Annotated in this window: 12 protein-coding genes and 1 pseudogene; 4 read left to right on the forward strand and 9 right to left on the reverse strand. The window is 66.8% G+C overall.

Annotated features, from left to right (window positions below; translation table 11 throughout):
* Positions 1-55 precede the first annotated feature (55 nt).
* Positions 56-139: pseudogene (locus B2R83_RS24025) on the forward strand (respiratory nitrate reductase subunit gamma); the annotation flags it as partial.
* Positions 140-372: 233 nt separating this feature from the next.
* Here the strand turns inward: B2R83_RS24025 and B2R83_RS10220 are convergent.
* From B2R83_RS10220 to B2R83_RS10245, 6 genes are all read right to left on the reverse strand, one after another.
* A complete protein-coding gene (locus B2R83_RS10220) occupies positions 373-1,113 on the reverse strand; it encodes a phosphoribosyltransferase (protein WP_292040741.1) in 741 nt (246 codons plus the stop codon).
* Positions 1,114-1,204: 91 nt separating this feature from the next.
* Positions 1,205-1,675 (reverse strand): Hsp20/alpha crystallin family protein, encoded by a 471-nt coding sequence (locus B2R83_RS10225; RefSeq protein ID WP_292040743.1) that lies wholly within the window; start codon positions 1,673-1,675, stop codon positions 1,205-1,207.
* A gap of 107 nt (positions 1,676-1,782) precedes the next feature.
* Positions 1,783-2,625, reverse strand: a complete 843-nt coding sequence (fghA, locus tag B2R83_RS10230; RefSeq protein ID WP_292040745.1) for an S-formylglutathione hydrolase — start codon at positions 2,623-2,625, stop codon at positions 1,783-1,785.
* 60 nt (positions 2,626-2,685) lie between these two features.
* Positions 2,686-3,264, reverse strand: coding sequence for a chromate transporter (locus B2R83_RS10235; RefSeq protein WP_292040748.1), 579 nt, complete (start codon positions 3,262-3,264; stop codon positions 2,686-2,688).
* A complete protein-coding gene (locus B2R83_RS10240; protein ID WP_292040751.1) occupies positions 3,261-3,845 on the reverse strand; it encodes a chromate transporter in 585 nt (194 codons plus the stop codon). The genes B2R83_RS10235 and B2R83_RS10240 overlap by 4 nt, the downstream gene beginning before the upstream one ends.
* Before the next feature lie 50 nt (positions 3,846-3,895).
* Positions 3,896-4,072, reverse strand: coding sequence for a hypothetical protein (locus B2R83_RS10245; protein ID WP_200879943.1), 177 nt, complete (start codon positions 4,070-4,072; stop codon positions 3,896-3,898).
* Positions 4,073-4,541: 469 nt separating this feature from the next.
* Between B2R83_RS10245 and B2R83_RS10250 the strand changes: the two genes are divergently transcribed.
* A complete protein-coding gene (locus B2R83_RS10250; RefSeq protein ID WP_292040754.1) occupies positions 4,542-6,632 on the forward strand; it encodes an ATP-dependent helicase in 2,091 nt (696 codons plus the stop codon).
* A 343-nt stretch (positions 6,633-6,975) separates the two neighbouring features.
* Here the strand turns inward: B2R83_RS10250 and B2R83_RS10255 are convergent, their stop codons facing one another.
* Positions 6,976-7,620 carry a phosphohydrolase gene (locus tag B2R83_RS10255; protein ID WP_292040755.1) on the reverse strand — a complete coding sequence of 215 codons (645 nt, stop codon included), beginning with the start codon at positions 7,618-7,620 and terminating at the stop codon, positions 6,976-6,978.
* Positions 7,621-7,741: 121 nt separating this feature from the next.
* Here B2R83_RS10255 and glpD point away from each other — a divergent pair, with 121 nt between their 5' ends.
* Both glpD and B2R83_RS10265 read left to right on the forward strand, forming a co-directional pair.
* The gene (glpD, locus tag B2R83_RS10260; protein WP_292040757.1) at positions 7,742-9,298 is read left to right on the forward strand and encodes a glycerol-3-phosphate dehydrogenase; all 1,557 of its coding nucleotides are present in this window, start codon (positions 7,742-7,744) and stop codon (positions 9,296-9,298) included.
* Between the two features lie 54 nt (positions 9,299-9,352).
* Positions 9,353-9,967: a glutathione S-transferase family protein gene (locus B2R83_RS10265; RefSeq protein ID WP_292040761.1), complete on the forward strand. Its 615-nt coding sequence runs from the start codon at positions 9,353-9,355 to the stop codon at positions 9,965-9,967.
* Positions 9,968-10,014: 47 nt separating this feature from the next.
* Here the strand turns inward: B2R83_RS10265 and B2R83_RS10270 are convergent, their stop codons facing one another.
* Both B2R83_RS10270 and B2R83_RS10275 read right to left on the reverse strand, forming a co-directional pair.
* Positions 10,015-10,893, reverse strand: coding sequence for a CheR family methyltransferase (locus B2R83_RS10270; protein ID WP_292040763.1), 879 nt, complete (start codon positions 10,891-10,893; stop codon positions 10,015-10,017).
* Positions 10,877-14,901 (reverse strand): response regulator (locus B2R83_RS10275; RefSeq protein WP_292040766.1); only part of this gene is annotated, 4,025 nt, incomplete at its 5' end. The genes B2R83_RS10275 and B2R83_RS10270, both read right to left, overlap by 17 nt.

Raw genomic sequence — 14,901 nt, forward strand, 5'->3', positions numbered from 1 at the left:
GGGCGTCTCGATCTGGTACCGCCAGTTCCTGACCTTCCACCCCGACGCGGACCTCATGGCGGCGGCGCCGCTCGGCTTCCAGCTGCACACGCTCGTGGCGTGCATCCTGTTCGCCCTGTGGCCGTTCACGCGGCTCGTGCACGTGTTCTCGGCGCCGCTCGGCTACGTCACCCGGCCCTACATCGTCTATCGCTCGCGCGACCGTCGCCCCGGTGCGGGCGCCGGCCGCGCGCACCGCGGACACTGCGCGCGAACGGCGCGCCGAGCCGCGTTCGGGATCCAGCAGGTACATCAGCAGCGCTCCGGCCGCTGCCGCACCCAGCCATTTACCCACGCTGCCCACATCGGTTGCCGTCTCGGTTGGAATTGGTTTCATGTCCGCTCCTTTCTGTTGTCCTTGTTCCCCTGCTGCCCACCATTCGGCGCGGCGGGCGCCGCCCATGCCTGTGCCAGCAGGTCCTGTACTTCTTCGTCATCCGTCTGCCCGAACGACCGGTAGAACTGGCCGACCGCATGGAAGCGGGGCGGGGCAAGCGGGCAGACGACTTCGTCGGCTTCGCGCGCGAGCCGTTCGAGGGTGTCGGGCGCGCCCACCGGCGCCGCCACCACCAGTTGCGCGACCCGGTGCTTGCGCACCACCTGGACCGCGGCCAGCATGCTGGCCCCGGTCGCGATGCCGTCGTCGACCAGGATCACGCAGCGGCCTTCGAGCCGCGGCGGCGGGCGTCCGCCCCGGTAGAGGCGGTCGCGCCGCTCGAGCTCGGCCAGTTCGCGCGCGGCTATCTGATCCACCTGTTCCTGGGTCACGCCCAGCAGGCCGGGCACGCCCGGCTGCAGCACGCGCACGCCGCCGCTGCCGATCGCGCCCATCGCGTATTCCTCGTTGCCGGGCATGCCCAGCTTGCGCACCAGCAGGACGTCGAGCTCCGCGCCGAGGGCCTGGGCCACCACGAATGCCACCGGCACGCCGCCGCGCGGCAGGCCGAGCACGATCGGGTCGGCCTGGCCGGCGAGATGCCGCAAGCTGCGCGCCAGTTGTCGGCCGGCGTGGGTGCGGTCCTTGTAGCCTTCGGTCTCCGGCATGGTGAAGCGCATAGAACGAAACGTAGCCATGGTAGAACGCAAAACGGCCGCGCCGCGCCGCGGCAGGGCGCCGCAACGCGGGACGCGGACCATGGACTCTGCCTGACGCGTGGCCGGGCGATTACTGGATGGTCAGGCGGCGTGCTTCAGTGCCCTGCTTTTTGGGCAGGCTCAGCTGCAGTACGCCGTTCTCCAGCTTTGCCTGTGCCGAACCGTCGTCGACTTCGGTGGGCAGGGCGAAGCTGCGCATGAACCTGCGTGCGGTGCGTTCAGCATACACCACGGTTTCACCCTCGCGGCGTTCGTTTGCCGAGCGGCATTCCGCCTCGATGGTGACACGCTGCCCGTCGACCGAGACCTTGACGTCCTCCTTGTTCACGCCGGGGAGTTCGGCCTGGATTTCGTAGGTCTTCTCGGTTTCGCTGACGTCCAGCCGCGGCGTCGCGGCGCCTTCGCCGGCCCATTGCCCACCCTGTGCGAGCGGGGCGAAGAAGTCCTGGAACATGCTCTCGACCATGCGCCCGAACTGGTCCTCGACGGCGCCCGGACGGTAGGCCGGGAGCGAGCTATTGCCTCGTCTAATGAGATTCATGATGGCCTCCATGGATAAGGACTGAGAGTGCCGGTGGGTGCCGGCAATGTCTTTATAGGATGGAGGCAGCAGCTTTTCAAGCGGGCACAGGCGTGTCCGCCTGGTTTTCAGCCAAGCAGCCTGCGGTGGAAGCGCAGGTGGTCTTCCACAAACGTCGAAATGAAGTAATAACCGTGGTCGTAGCCGGCATGCCGGCGCAGGGTCAAGGGCTGGCCCGCACGCGCGCAAGCTTCCTCGAAGGCTTCCGGATACAGCTGCTCGGCCAGGAATTTATCGGCCAGCCCCTGGTCGATCAGGATCCCCCCCGGGAAAGGCGCCGTATCCATCGCGGCCATCAGTTCGCTCGCATCGTACTGGCGCCAGCTCGCCTGGTCGGCGCCCAGGTAGCCGCCGAAGGCCTTCTGGCCCCATGGGCAGCGCATCGGCGCGGCGATCGGCGCAAAGGCCGACACCGAACGGAACAGGCCTGGATTGCGCAGCGCCATCATGAGCGCGCCATGCCCCCCCATCGAGTGCCCGAAGATGCCCACCCGGGCCGGGTCGGCCGGCAGCTGGGCTACTACCTGCTCGCGCAGTTCCAGGATGTGGCTGTACATGCGGTAGTGCTGCGACCATGGCGCCTCGGTGGCGTCGACATAGAAGCCGGCGCCCGCCCCGAAGTCCCAGCTGTCGGTCTCGCCGGGCACGCCGGCGCCGCGCGGGCTGGTATCGGGCGTGACCAGGATCAGGCCTTCCTGCGCCGCCACGCGCTGGGCGCCGGCCTTGATCATGAAAGTCTCTTCGGTGCAGGTCAGGCCGGCGAGGTAGAACAGGACAGGCAGGCGCTTGCCTTCGGCGCCGGGCGGCAGGTAGACGGAAAAGCGCATCGGCAGGCCGATGGCGGTCGAATCGAAGCGGTAGAAGCGCTGGACGCCGCCGAAGCAGGCATGTTCGCTGAGAAGTTCGAGCATGGGTTCGCTGGATGAGTGGCTAATTGCGCAAGTATGCCCTGTGGCGTCCCGGCTTGCCAGTCAGACGAGTCCGAGCGCGCCGAGCAGGGCGCCGGCGCCCAGCATCCACAGCAGGTGCAGGCGGGTACGCCAGATGAGCAGGCAGGATAGCAGGGCCAGCAGCCAGGCCGGCCAGCTGCTCTTGCCAGACCCGGCGCCGGCGAGCAGCCAGCTGGTGGCCAGCAGCATGCCGATCACGATCGGTGCCAGCCCCAAGCGAAAGGCGCGCACCGCGCGCAACTCGCGGTTGCGGTGTCCCCACTGCGCGATGTGGTAGTTGAGGATGGAGGAGGGCAGCAGGATGCCGGCCATGGTCAGCGCCACGCCGCCCAGGGCGACGCCGAGGCTGCCGGTGTTCATGCCCAGGTGCCAGCCCATCAGCGCGACGAACAGCACGTTGGGACCCGGGGCCGCCTGCGCCAGCGCGATCGCATCGCTGAACTGCGATTGGGCCAGCCAGCCCTTGTCTTCGACCAGGAAGCGCTGCATGTCGGCGCTGACCGAGATCGCGCCGCCGAACTGCATCAGCGACAGCATCAGGAAATGGACGAACAGGCTGAGCCAGTCGTGCCATCCCAGAACGAGTGGAGCTGCCGTCATCGCAGCCTGCGCCAGGCCAGCACGCAGCCGAGCGCACCCAGGGTGGGCAGCACCCAGACCAGCGGCGCACGCAGCCAGGCCAGCAAGGCGAAGGCGGCCGCAGCGATCCCGACCGAGCAGGGAAGCGGGATCGGGTTCCTGGCCAGCGCGCTCGACAGCTTCAGGCCGGTGGCGGCGATCAGGCCGGCGGACACGGCCGCCATGCCGCGCAGCGCGCCGGCCACCGCGGGATGGTCCGCATACTGCGCGTGAAAGGCCGCCAGCACCAGCACCAGCAAGAGCGGCAAGGCCAGCAGGCCGGCGACCGCGGCCGCGGCGCCGGGCAGCCCGAACCAGCGCGCCCCGATCATGATCGACAGGTTGAGCACGTTGGGCCCGGGCATGATCTGCGCCACGGCCCAGTCCTCGATGAATTCTTCCTGCGTCAGCCAGCGCTTGCGCTCGACGATCTCACGCTGGACGACCGCCAGCACCCCGCCGAAGCCTTGCAGGGCAAGGACGGTGAAGGAGACGAACAGGTCGGCCAGCGAGGTGGGCCGGGGACGGTCCGGATCGGGGGCGGCGGGAGGCGGAACGCGCATCCCCGGATTATCGCCGGGCCGGCGCCCGCCTGTCCACGCGGTGCAGGCGCTCAGCCGCCGCCGATACCCCGCATGACCTTGCCGCTGCCGCCGCAGTTGGAGCAGGGCCGGCCATCGGACAGCTTGCCGGTGCCGGCGCAGGCTTCGCAGACGTCTTCTCCGGCGCCGGGCGTACCGGGTTCCGCTTCGTCGCCGGGATTCAGGTCGGGATCGGGTTGCATGCTCATGGCGTCCTCACAGTGGTTGGTCACGCGGCCATTGTAGGCGGCGCAGGCGGGAGACGGCGCAGCGCTGGACGCTGAGGCGAGCCGGGCTTATACACAAAAATTGCCGTAAAATAATTTTGTGCGCGTCCGTTCCCCTTGCGCGACAGCTGCGCGTAAACCCTTGATTTGTGGGGCTATCGCGATTGCCTTCCCAATAGGCAAATTGTTGAAAGCCGCACGGATGGCCGCATTCGGCGTGTCAAGCCCCCGCTTTTCCACATAGTTATTCACAGACTTTGTGGATATCAGGAAAACTTTTTAATTATTAACTACTTAGCATGTCTTCTGCATGTAATCCATGACCTGACGCCGGGCAAAATGTGGATTCAATCGTGCGCGGGCTTGACTCTTCATTTCTTGAGGCTTGCGGAAGAGAACTGGATAAATGTACAGTATGGCATTTGCCGCCGCCATTTCCTTGTGTACCCCCATGTCCGCCGTACTCCAGCAGTCCGCCCCAGATGATCCCTTCGCCGGCCTGAATGCCGAACAGCGCGCCGCGGTCGAGCACGACATCGGCGCCGCCAGCGTGCGGCCGCTGCTGGTGGTGGCCGGGGCGGGTTCGGGCAAGACCAATACGCTGGCGCACCGCGTCGCGCGCCTGATCCAGCTGGGTGCCGATCCCCAGCGCATCCTGCTGCTGACGTTTTCGCGGCGTGCGGCGGGTGAGATGAGCCAGCGCGCCAGCGGCGTGCTGCAGCGCCTGCTCGGCAAGGGTGGCAGCGCCAACGCGGCCCAGCTGAGCCTGCCCTGGGCCGGCACCTTCCATGCGATCGGCGCCCGCCTGCTGCGCGAGTACGCCGGCCGCATCGGCCTGGACGAATCCTTCACCATCCACGACCGCGGCGACTCGGAAGACCTGATGGGACTGGTGCGCCACGAAATCGGCCTGTCGCATACGGAAAAGCGCTTTCCGCTGAAGGGCACCTGCCTGTCGATCTATTCGCGGGTGGTCAACAGCCGCGAGCCATTGGAGGCGGTGCTGCAGTCCACCTTCCCCTGGTGCAGCGAGTGGGAAGGGCAGCTGAAAACCCTGTTCGGCGCCTACGTCGACGCCAAGCAGGAGCAGAACGTGCTGGATTACGACGACCTGCTGCTGTTCTGGTCCGAGATGGCGAGCGACCCGGAGCTGGGCCCGGAGCTGGGCGCCCGGTTCGACCACGTGCTGGTCGACGAGTACCAAGACACCAACCGCCTGCAGGCGGCGATCATCACCGGCATGAAGCCCGGCGGCGAGGGCGTGATGGTGGTCGGCGACGATGCCCAGTCGATCTATGCCTTCCGCGGCGCCACCGTGCGCAACATCCTCGACTTCCCGAAGCAGTTTTCGCAGCCGGCCCAGGTCATCACGCTGGAACGCAACTACCGCTCGACCCAGCCGATCCTGGACGCTTCCAACGCCGTCATCGCCGCCGCCCGCGAACGCCACGCCAAGACGCTGTGGACCGACAAGGTCTCCAGCCTCAAGCCGCAACTGGTCCTGATCCCGGACGAGGCCGAACAGGCGCGCTGGGCCTGCCGCCGCATCCTAGAACACCGCGAAGCCGGCATCGCCCTGAAATCGCAGGCGGTGCTGTTCCGCGCGGCCAGCCACAGCGCCGCGCTGGAGCTGGAGCTGATGCGTCGCAACATCCCCTTCGTGAAGTTCGGCGGCCTGAAGTTCCTGGAAGCGGCCCACATCAAGGACGTGCTGGCGGTGCTGCGCTTCGCCCAGAACCCGAACGGGCGCATGGCGGGTTTTCGTGTGGCCCAACTGATCCCGGGGATCGGCCCGGCGACCGCCACCCGCCTGCTGGATGCGGTGGGCGAGGCCGCCGACCCGCTGGCGGCGGTGGAAGCCTTCGCCGCGCCGGGCAAGAGTCTCGAGGACTGGGCCGCCTTCAGCGCACTGTACCGGCGCCTGCGCACGCCGGGACTGCGCTGGCCGGCCGACATCGAGCTGGTCAAGCAATGGTACTTGCCGCACCTGGAACGCATGTACGACGACGCGCAGGTGCGCGCCGCCGACGTCGAGCAGCTCAGCGCGCTGGCCGGCGGGCACGCGACGCGCGAGAGCTTCCTGGCCGAGATCACGCTCGACCCGCCGGAAGCCACCAGCGACCGCGCAGGCAGCCCGCTGCTCGACGAAGACTACCTGATCCTGTCGACCATCCATTCCGCCAAGGGACAGGAGTGGAAATCGGTGACGGTATTGAACGTGGTGGACGGCTGCATTCCGTCGGACATGAGTACCGGGAACAACGACGACATCGAAGAAGAGCGACGCCTGCTCTATGTGGCCATGACGCGCGCCCGCGAACACCTGCACCTGGTGCTGCCGAACCGCTTCTTCATCAAGCAGCAGGCCCAGATGGGCGACCGCCACGTCTACGCGGCCCGCTCGCGCTTCATCACCCCGGCGATGCTGAAGCATTTCGAGGAGACGACCTGGCTCAGCGCGGACACGCAGCAGCTGCGCAAGCCGGTACCGGAGAGCGTGCGCATGCTGGTGCGGGAGCGCGCTCGGAACGCGTGGAAATAAGCGAAGATCGGCACACGTTGAGGACTTATCCCCCGTGCGGCGATTTTGTAGGAATATGCCCCAGCCCCCCGCACTGCACGAAAGTGGGGCGCGTGCAAGTCATTGATTTTTAGAGTTTTTCAATTTGCCTGCGGAACGGGCAATTTGTTGAAACCCGCATCATTACTGGACTTTCAGCTTGTCAAGTAGTGCTTTTCCACATCTTTATCCACAGTTCTTGTGGATATTGAAGAACTTCCCATAAAATCAATCGCTTACGTGCGAAGCTTGAGTGTCCTCAAGATTCGACGCCGAGTTGCAGCCCCAGCTTTGCAAGCTGGTGTAGAAAGCCCGTGTTGCGGGATCAGGCAGGCGCATTGGCGCTGGCCTGCTTCAGGCGGTCCAGCTCGGCCAGGAAGCGTTCCGCAGCAAGGCCGGGGGACCATGGTTCCCAGGGCGTGCCGCCGAAATAGGGCACCAGCGGGTCCTGGTCCAGCACGTCGGCGCGGATCTTCAGCGTGCGCTTGACTTCGTCCGGCGTCCAGCCGGTCACGTGCACGGCTTCGCTTGCCGCCGCGAGCCGGTCGGCCTGCTTGTGCAGCCTGTGCTCCTTCTCGGTCCAGGCCGGCAGGCCGTAGCGCAGGAAGACCATCTGCTCCAGGCGCCTGGTCAGGGCACGGAAGCCCTCGCCCAGGAAAGGCTTGATCACCGAGATTGCATCGAAGCCGAGCAGGCCTTCCTCTGCGTCGTGCAGCAGCTCGCGCAGTTCCTGCAGGGGCGTGGGCGGGGGAGCGATGGCGCGGCGCAGCAGCATCACGGTCAGCGAGTGCTGGGCCACGGACAGGGGCAGCGGCCAGGCCGAGTGACCGCCCCAGCGGTAGGTGCGCGCCAGGCCCAGCGCCAGGTCGGCGTCGTCCCAGTCGAAGGGAGTCGGGTTGAGCAGGTCCAGGCGCTTGCCGGAAGGCATGCGGACCCAGGCACGCACGTCGGCGCTGGATGAGTTGTGCATGCGCCGATTTTACACACCGGCGGGCCCATTCTCCGCATAATTGATACAAGCAAAGATGCTCCACTGCCGAGTGCCTACACTGGACCGGCTAGGCGGGCCCGGCCCGCAGACGGGAGGCGACATGAACGAGGACACCCAGCTGGAATGCGACGTGCTGGTCGTGGGCGGCGGCATCAATGGCGCGGGAATTGCGCGAGACCTTGCCGGGCGCGGCCTGAAGGTGCTCCTGTGCGACAAGGACGACCTCGGGTCCCACACGTCTTCCGCTTCGAGCAAGCTGATCCACGGCGGCCTGCGCTACCTCGAGCACCGCGAGTTCGGCCTGGTGCGCAAGGCGCTGCGTGAACGCGAAACCCTGCTGTGCAGCGCACCGCACATCATGCATCCGCTGCGCTTCGTGATGCCGCACGACGCCACGCAGCGGCCGGCCTGGCTGATCCGCGCCGGCCTGTTCCTGTATGACCGCCTGGCGCCGCGCAGCTTCCTGCCCGCTTCAAAAGCGGTCGAGCTGGGAGCGCACCGCGCCGGCGACGCGCTCAAGCCCAGCTTTACGCGCGGCTTCGAGTACTCGGACGGCTGGGTCGACGATGCCCGGCTGGTGGTGCTGAATGCGCTCGATGCGCACGAGCGTGGCGCCACCGTGCTGACGCACACGCGCTGCACGGCCTTCGAGCGCCATCCGCAGTACTGGACGGCAACGCTGGTGCAGGGTGAGCGCAGGCTGAGGGTGAAGGCGCACTGCCTGGTCAACGCGGCCGGGCCCTGGGCCGCGCGGGTGGCCCAGATCGCCACCGGCAGCGCTCCGGCGCGCCGCCTGCGCCTGGTCAAGGGCAGCCACATCGTGGTGCCGCGCCTGTTCGAGCACCAATATGCCTATATTTTCCAGCACCCCGACGGGCGCATCGTGTTCGCGATGCCCTATGAAGGCGCCTTCACCCTCATCGGCACCACCGACGTCGAATTCCAGGGCGACCCGGACGGGGTGGCGATCGCCGGCACCGAGACCGCCTACCTGTGCGAGCTCGCCAACCGCTATTTCCGGCGCCAGGTCGGGCCCGCGGACGTGGTCTGGTCCTACTCGGGCGTACGCCCGCTGCTCGAAGACGACGCCGCCAGCGCCAGCGCGGCCACGCGCGACTACCTGCTAGGGCGCGATACGGCGGGCGCGCCTCTGCTGTCTGTCTTCGGCGGCAAGATCACCACCTTTCGCAAGCTGGCCGAGGAAGCGGCGGACTGGATCTCCGGCGCATTCGGTCACACCCGGCTGGGGTGGACGGCGCAGGCCGTGCTGCCCGGTGGAGACCTGTTCGGCAGCGTGCCAAACAGCCGCGCCGTGCTCGAATTCGACGCCTGGGTGGCCGCGCTCGAACGCCGCCATCCCTGGCTGCCTGCCGGCCTGGCGCGGCGCTGGGCGCGTGCCTACGGTACCCGTGCCGAAATCCTGCTGGCCGGCGCCGCCGGCATCGACGACCTGGGCGAGGAGGTGGCCCCCGGCCTCCATGCCGCCGAGTTGCGCTACCTGATGCGGCACGAGTGGGCCGGCTGCGCCGAGGACGTGCTGTGGCGCCGCAGCAAGCTCGGGCTGCACCTGTCCCCTGGCTGTGCGAACAACGTCGAGGCCTGGATGGGTGCAGCGCGGGCCAGCGAAGGGACGACCCCGCTGGTCGAACCGGCCTGAACTCCTGCCGGTTCGCGCTATCATGGCCATCCCTGTTCAAGGATGGAAAAGCCCATGCGTCTCTACGTCAGTCCCCGCGCCCCCAATCCGCGGCGTGTCAGCATGTTCATGGCGGCCAAAGGAATCGAAGGCATCGAACTGGTCGACGTCGACCTGAATGCCGGCGGCCATCGCAGGCCTGAATTCACCGCTCTGAATCCGCTGGCGCGCGTTCCCGTGCTGGTGCTCGACGATGGCCGCGCGCTCAGCGAGACGCGCGCCATCTGCACCTACCTCGAAGGCCTTTATCCGGAACCGAACCTGATGGGGGTGGACAGCACCGAGCGCGCCTTCATCGAGATGGCCGACCGCCGCATGGAGCTGCACCTGATGCTGGAAACGGCGCTGTGCGTGCGCCATACGCATCCGGGGCTGGCAAGCCTGGAGCAGCCGCAGTTTCCGGACTTCGGCGCGGCGCAAGGACAAAAGATGCGCGCAACGGCGCGCTGGCTGGACGGGGAGCTGGGCAGGCAGCCCTACGTGGCCGGGGAACGGTTCACGATTGCCGATATCACGGCCTTCTGTGCGATCGAATTCGCACGTGGTTTGCTGAGGTTCAGGCCGGGGCAGGAGGGGATGGCGCACCTGCAGGCGTGGCGCGACCGGATTGCAGCGGAATACAAAGGATAGCGGGGACAGGCGCGTGGCCGGCGGTGCCGGCCACGGCCCCAAATCGATTACCGCATCCGCTTGTACCAGCCCCCGTCCTCGAACAAAAGCTGGTAGTCCGCCGCACCGGCGTCGGTGGGCGCGAGTTCGCGGTCCAGCCCCAGCACCCCGAACAGCGACAGGCTGTCGCGGAACAGGCGCAGCACGCGCTGGCGCAGCAGCGGCCCGAAATCGGGCATGGCGCGGCGGCAGATGATGCCGTGGAACTCGTTGAACGAGGCGTCCGTCACCAGGCTGTACTGCGCCCAGGTGATGCGTTCGCGCAGGCGCGGCAGCAGGCGCGCTTCGCCGTTTGCGATCTCGAAGTAGTCGCTCAGGCGCCCGACGCCCCCGCTGGCCTGGTACTGCGCCTGCGACTGCGCCAGCTGGGACACCGGCAGCGAGGCGTTGCGCACGTCGAACAGCAGCTCGTCGCTGGCGACGGTGGCGAACACCTCGGTGCGGCCGTACAGCTTTTCCTCGGCCAGCAGGATCGCCAGCGTCCAGGCCTCGGCCACGCCGGCCGGCTCGGCCAGCCAGACCTTGGGCAGGGCGGTCGGACGCAGGCTGTCGCCCAGCGCGGTACGCAGGCGCCGCGTGTCCTCGGGCAGGTCGAACAGCTCCGCCTGCGGCACCGCCAGCGTGCGCACGAGGTCGTGCGCGACACCGGCTTCGTGCAGCACCCGCTCCTGCAGGCTGGAGATGGTCGCCAGCTTGCGCGCGCGCAGCAGCGCGAACAGCTTGTCGCGCAGCCTGGGCCGCGCATAGCCGCGGAAATCGACGCCGAAGCGCTGGTAGACGGCTTCCAGCAGCAGTTCGATCTCGAGTTCCTCCGTTGCCTGGGCGGCGGCGAACCCGGACCAGGCACTCAATTCACCCATCGCCGCGGCCTTAGTGGAGCCAGACACGCATCATCGACAGCAGCTGGGCCACATCGACCGGCTTGGTGATGTAGTCCGAGGCGCCGGCGGCGATGCACTTGTCGCGGTCACCCTTCATCGCTTTCGCGGTCAGGGTAATGATCGGCAGCGAACGGAACTTCGGGATGCGGCGGATCGCCCGCATCGTGTCGTAGCCGTCCATCTCCGGCATCATGATGTCCATCAGGACGATCTCGATGGTCGGGTCCTTCTCCAGCACCTCGATGCCGTCGCGGCCGTTCTCGGCGAACAGCACCTGCATCTGCTGGCGCTCAAGCAGGGTGGACAGCGCGAAGATGTTACGCAGGTCGTCGTCGACGATCAGCACCTTGCGGCCGGCCAGGCCGCCGTCCGCCGCGTGGATCTCTTCCAGGATGCGGCGCTGCTGCTCCGGCAGGCTGGCCTGCGAACGGTGCAGGAACAGGGCGGTTTCGTCCAGCAGGCGTTCCGGCGAGCGGGCGTCCTTCATGACGATGGTCTTGGCGTAGCGCTTGAGCTTGGTGACCTCCTTGCGCGACAGCTCCTTGGCGGTATAGATCACCACCGGCAGGTCGCGCAGGCGCTCGTTGGCGCCGATGCGGTCCAGCAGGTCGAAGCCCGAGACGTCCGGCAGGGTCAGGTCCAGCACCATGCAGTCGAAGCGCGCGCTTTCCAGGGCTTCCATCGCGGCGGCGCCGGTGTCCACGGTCACCATGTGGATGTCGGCGTTGCCGATCAGGGCCACGATCGACTCGCGCTGGGCCATGTCGTCCTCCACCACCAGCAGCGAGCGCTTGCCGCCCATCAGGAACTTCTGGATGCGCTTGAACTCTTCCTGCAGCGCCTCGCGGCCCACCGGCTTGTTGATGTACGAGATCGCGCCCTGGCGCAGCGCGCGCTCGCGCTCGCGCAGCGAGGACATCACGTGCACCGGGATGTGGCGGGTGTTCGGGTCGCGCTTGAGGCGGTCGAGCACCGTGAAGCCGTCGATGTCCGGCAGGTCGATGTCGAGCAGGATCGCCGACGGCAGGTAGTCGCGCGCCAGCGACAGCGCCGAATCGCCGCGCTGGGTGACGATGCCCTTGAAGTTCTTCTCGCGGGCGAAGTCGAGCAGCACCTTGGCGAAGCGCTCGTCGTCTTCCACGATCAGCACCGACGGGTCGCCCGGGGTCACCAGGCCGCGGTCGTCCAGCACCGAGGAGTATTCGACCAGCGAGCCGGCTTCCACCGTCTCGGCGGTCGCGACCTCGCTGCTTGCTTCCACGGTCGGCTGGTAGGACACGGTGGTCGCCGGGGCCGGCGGCGGGGCCAGGCGGGCCGGCTGCGGCTGGCGCGTCTGTTCGTAGTTGATGAAGCCGGCGCGGTTGTACGGCAGGTACAGGGTGAAGGTCGAACCGACGTTGACGGTCGACTCGACGCGGATCTCGCCGCCCAGCAGGCGCGCCAGTTCGCGCGAGATCGACAGGCCCAGGCCGGTGCCGCCATATTTACGCGCGGTCGAGCCGTCGGCCTGCTGGAATGCCTCGAAGATCAGCTGCAGCTTGTCGGACGGGATGCCGACGCCGGTGTCGCGCACCGAGAAGGCCAGCACCGCGTCGGCGTGCACCAGGTTCGGGTGGTCGTGGGTCCAGCCGCTGTTCACCAGCGAGATGGTCAGTTCGACCTGGCCGTGGCTGGTGAACTTGAACGCGTTCGACAGCAGGTTCTTCAGGACCTGCTGCAGGCGCGTGGTGTCGGTCATCACCGCGGTCGGCAGGTTGTCCGCCAGATCGACCTGGAAGCCGAGGTGCTTGGCTTCCGCCATGTGGCGGAAGGTGCGGTCCACGTAGTTGCGCAGGTTCGAGAAGCGGTATTCCGACACGTCCAGCGTGACGGTACCGGATTCGATCTTCGACAGGTCGAGAATGTCGTTAATCAGGGTCAAGAGGTCGGAACCGGAGCCGTGGATGGTCTTCGCGAATTCCACCTGGCGCGACGACAGGTTGCCTTCCGGGTTATCCGAGAGCTGCTGCGCCAGGATCAGGAGCGAGTTCAAGGGCGTACGCAGTTCGTGCGACATGTTGGCCAGGAACTCGGACTTGTACTTGGAGGACAGGGCCAGCTGGGTCGCTTTTTCTTCCAGCGCCAGTTTCGCCTGTTCCACCTCGCGGTTCTTGCGTTCCACCTCGATGTTCTGCTCGGACAGCAGGCGCGCCTTCTCCGCCAGCTCCTGGTTGGTCTGCTGCAGTTCCTGGGCGAGGGACTGCGACTGGGTCAGCAGCGACTCGGTACGGCTGTTCGCCTCGATCGTGTTCAGGACCACGCCGATCGATTCCATCAGCTGGTCGAGGAAGGACAGGTGGGTTTCGGTGAAGCGGTCGAGCGAGGCGATCTCGATGACGGCCTTGACCTGCTGTTCGAACAGGATCGGCAGCACCACGATGTTGTTCGGCGGCGCCGAGCCCAGGCCCGAGGACACCACGATGTAGTCGCGCGGCACGTCGGTCAGCCAGATGCGGGTCTTCTCAAGCGCGCACTGGCCCACCAGGCCTTCGCCCGGCAGGAAGGAGGTCGGCAGCTTGCGGCTGGAACGGTAGCCGTAGGAGGCGATCATGCGCAGGCGTGCGTCGGTCTCCTGCGAATCCATCATGTAGAACACGCCGTGGTGGGCCGAGACCAGCGGCGCCAGTTCCGACAGGATCAGCTTGGTCACGGCCTGCAGGTCGCGCTGGCCCTGCAGCAGGCGGGTGAAGCGCGCCAGGTTGGTCTTCAGCCAGTCCTGCTGCGCGTTCTTCTGGGTGGTCTCCTTCAGGTTGCGGATCATCTCGTTGATGTTGTCCTTCAGGTAGGACACCTCGCCGCGCGCTTCCACCTGGATGGAACGCGAGAGGTCGCCACGGGTCACCGCGGTCGCCACCTCGCCGATCGCGCGCATCTGGTTGGTCAGGTTCGCCGCCAGCTGGTTGACGTTCTCGGTCAAGTCCTTCCAGGTACCTGCCACACCGGACACGTTCGCCTGGCCGCCCAGCTTGCCCTCGGTACCCACCTCACGGGCGACGCGCGTCACCTCGGATGCGAACGAGGACAGCTGGTCCACCATGACGTTGATGGTGTCTTTCAGTTCGAGGATCTCGCCCTTCACGTCCACGGTAATCTTCTTGGACAGGTCGCCGCGCGCCACCGCGGTCGTCACCGCCGCGATGTTACGCACCTGGCCGGTCAGGTTCGAGGCCATGAAGTTCACATTGTCGGTCAGGTCTTTCCAGGTGCCGCCGACGCCCGGCACGTAGGCCTGGCCGCCGAGTTTACCTTCGGTACCCACCTCACGCGCCACGCGGGTCACTTCGGATGCGAACGAGGACAGCTGGTCCACCATGACGTTAATGGTGTTCTTCAGCTCGAGAATCTCGCCCTTCACGTCCACGGTAATCTTCTTGGACAGGTCGCCGTTCGCCACCGCGGTGGTCACCTCCGCGATGTTACGCACCTGGCCGGTCAGGTTACCCGCCATCGAGTTCACGCCGTCGGTCAAGTCCTTCCAGGTGCCTGCAACGCCCGGCACGTTCGCCTGGCCGCCCAGGCGGCCTTCGGTACCCACTTCCCGCGCCACGCGGGTCACCTCGGATGCGAAGGAGTTCAGCTGGTCGACCATCACGTTGATGGTGTTCTTCAGCTCGAGAATCTCGCCCTTCACGTCCACCGTGATCTTCTTGGACAAGTCGCCGTTCGCCACCGCGGTGGTCACGTCCGCGATGTTACGCACCTGGCCGGTCAGGTTGCCCGCCATCGAGTTCACCGAGTCGGTCAAGTCCTTCCAGGTGCCGGCGACGCCCTTCACGACCGCCTGGCCGCCGAGCTTGCCCTCGGTACCCACTTCTCGTGCGACGCGCGTCACCTCGGATGCGAACGAGGACAGCTGGTCCACCATGACGTTGATGGTGTTCTTCAGCTCGAGAATCTCGCCCTTCACGTCCACGGTAATCTTTTTGGACAGGGTCGTGTTCGGCAAGACGGTGGTCACCTCCGCGATGTTACGCA

It is taken from the genome of Massilia sp. UBA6681 (assembly GCF_002454935.1).
Lineage (GTDB): Bacteria > Pseudomonadota > Gammaproteobacteria > Burkholderiales > Burkholderiaceae_D > Telluria > Telluria varians.